The sequence below is a fragment of the Amycolatopsis echigonensis genome (assembly GCF_014174495.1).
GTDB lineage: Bacteria > Actinomycetota > Actinomycetes > Mycobacteriales > Pseudonocardiaceae > Amycolatopsis > Amycolatopsis echigonensis.
The window spans coordinates 1-2,753 of sequence record NZ_JACJHR010000198.1 but is presented as its reverse complement, the minus strand read 5'-3'; the positions used below and the strand labels follow the sequence as shown (position 1 = coordinate 2,753).

Below are 2,753 nucleotides of genomic sequence, written 5' to 3'. Positions count from 1 at the left end.
TTATCTCGACTTCGATCTTCAAATACCGCCTTTGACCTGGCGTTTCGCGTCGTGGACAGGTGTCTTTGACTATCGATCACCGGTGCTGAGGCGGGCTGCGCGGAGTTGGCCGTGGGCGTGGGCAAGGGCGTCACGGAGTTGCTGGTTCTCGGTGCGGAGCTGGTTGATTCGCTCGTGCGCCAGGGCCAGACGTTGACGCAGTGAGTCGTCGGTGGCCCGGGTGGCGGTGTCGCGGACGAAGCCAGCGCTGGCGCGATGCTGCTGTAGCTGCCGGATCCGGTCGCGCAATGCGGGTTGGGTGTAGATCCATGACCGCGAGACGCCGGCCCGGTTGGCAAGTTGCGCAACGGTCACCTGTTCTCCGGCGTCGGCCAGCTCGGCGAGCGCCTGTTGGGCGCGGTGCAGGGTCTGATCGTGGCGCTGACGGGCGTGTTCGGCGAGGTGTCTGGGGTTGTCAGCAAGCATTCGAGCCGCTTTTTCCGTTGCAGGCGCAGGACTTTCCGCCGCCGCAGCAGCCATCCGATGTGGTCAGGCCGTCGATAATGGCCAGGAGGTTCTTCTCGACGGTGCGATTCATCTCGGCAAGGCGCTGGTGTCCGTTGCGGTCGGCCTGGGCGATCAAGTCTTGGGTCTGCTCGAGCTGGTGACGATGCTGGGGCAGGAACTCCGGCGTCGTGACGAAAACTGGGCAGGTCAAACAGGCATTGGCGAACTCGCACTTCTGCTGCAGCGGCAAGGCGCAGTAGCCGTTGGGCAGCGCCATCTTCGCCCTGGAGAGGTTGTTCTTCATCCAGACAGCGTCGGCCAGCGGACCGGTGTCGGTGGCCAAGGCCTCACCGGCGATGTTGACTTTGCGAGCGCGTTCCCACTGCTCCCGGATGGTCGTGTCCGACAGCCGCGCATAGTGCGAAGTCATGGCGTGCGAGTCGTGGTCGAGCAAACGACGGACGGTCTCCTGCGGGACCTCGTTGTTGATCAGGCGAGTGCCAAACGTGTGGCGCCATTGATGCGGCGCGACATGGACGGCGCGGCCGAGTTCGTCCCGGACATCGCTGACGCGCAACCACTCTCGCAGTTCTCCCCGGAAGGTTGCAGTGCTGAACGCCACCTTGCCGTCAGGGTTGCGGGTGGGCCGCGGCAGCAGGACCGCCGGGTCATCGAACTCGTCGAGCACCGCCTGCTGCTGGACGGCGATCGCCTCGGCCAGGTCGGTGTCGATCGGGACGAACGCGTCCCGGCGCATCTTGTGGTTGGTGTAGCGCAGGTAAGGCGCGCCCTGGCCGTCGCGGACGACGCAGTCCAGCCGCAGCCGGGCGCCGTCACCGACGCGCAGCCCAGTGCTCATCAGGATCCGCGCCAACAACCGGCCGCGGGAGTCGGCGAAGCGGGCGAGGACGCAGGGGTGTTCAAGCTGGGCCATCACCGCTTCCGACAACGCCCGTGGTGGCCCCTTGACCAGGCGCGGGTAGTCCTCGGGAAACAGGTCAACCTGAGCAGACAGCCGGGATTCCCAGCCGTGTTGGCGGGCCGCGCGCAGCAGACCGGCGAGGCTGCTGAGCTGACCGGTCCGGCTCTTCGGATTCGGAAACCGTTCGATCAGGTGCGCCAGATGGACCTCGACCAGCTCCCGGGTCAGTGCTTCGGGTCCGCGCTGCAGGGCCGGGAACGACTGCGCGAACAGGGTGATCGCGCGGATGTCGGCGCCGACGGTCGCGACGGCGATCCCGGTGGATAATCGCCAGCGGGCCCACCGTTTCGTCAACTGCCGCAACCAGATCGGTTCGATCCCGGTGAACCGGAACCGGGTGTCGCGGCCGGGGAACCCGAGCCGGCGCAGCAGCCACACATCGCGCGGGAACTCCGCGTCCCAGCCAACGCCGTCGACGAGATCACGCAGATAGCCGATCGCGTCCAGCAGGAACCGTCGCTCGATGTAGCCGCGCTCGCTGGAGAACCCGAGATAGGCCATCCAGGAATCGGGGCTGCGGTCCAGCAGCGAGGGGACGCCGCCGCCGGGCAGGGCTCGCAGCAGCCGCCGGATCGAGTGCGGCCGGGTGATCGTGCGGCGTTCGTCGACCCGGCATTGGATCGCGTAGGCGATCTCCAGCCGCATCTTCAGCGGCAGGGCGCGCAGGTCGAACCGGTCCTGCCCGAACGTCGCGCAACCGAGGAGCCAGGACTCGATCGGCGGCCGGTCGGCGCGGATCCACCGATTCCGGTGATGGTCACATAATCCAGCCTCGCCCTCGGCCTCCAGGCAGCAGTCGGGGAACCGGCAGCCGTCCCCGGCCGGCAGCGGCGGACCGCCACCGCCGTCGGCGATCCACTGTGTCAGCCCGGCGCGGCCCTGTTTCTGCCACCGACTGGCGTGGGAGTGGCAGAGACCGTGCTCGCGGCGGCTGCGGTGGCAGGTCGTGATCGCGCATTTCCGGGGCTGGTGCAGCCAGCGCCGGTTCGCGGGCGCCGACTTCGCCCAGGTCTCGACGTCGTCGGGGCGGCCGGCCTCGATCCAGCGCTGATGGTGGGCCGAGCACTTGCCGAAGATCACCGCGAGCCGGTCGCAGACCGGGACCAGGCACTGCGGCCCTCCGATCACCGGGTCGTCGGGGTCGACCAGGATCACCGGTTGCGCGAACTGCGGCCGCAGCCGGGCCGCCAGATCGGTGCCGGAGTCGTTGTCGCCGTGCGGGATCGGGTGCAGCTGCCTCATGCGGTCGGCTCCGTTGTCGCTGGCGCGTCGAGGAACCCGGCCG

At 68.3% G+C, this 2,753-nt stretch carries 2 protein-coding genes; both read right to left on the bottom strand.

Annotated elements, in window-relative coordinates; translation table 11 throughout:
* Nucleotides 1–69: 69 nt before the first annotated feature.
* Nucleotides 70–465, bottom strand: coding sequence for a DUF6262 family protein (locus H5411_RS46145; RefSeq protein ID WP_101434335.1), 396 nt, complete (start codon nucleotides 463–465; stop codon nucleotides 70–72).
* Nucleotides 455–2,710, bottom strand: coding sequence for a tyrosine-type recombinase/integrase (locus tag H5411_RS46140; protein ID WP_220818373.1), 2,256 nt, complete (start codon nucleotides 2,708–2,710; stop codon nucleotides 455–457). Before H5411_RS46140 ends, H5411_RS46145 begins: the two co-directional genes overlap by 11 nt.
* Nucleotides 2,711–2,753 lie beyond the last annotated feature (43 nt).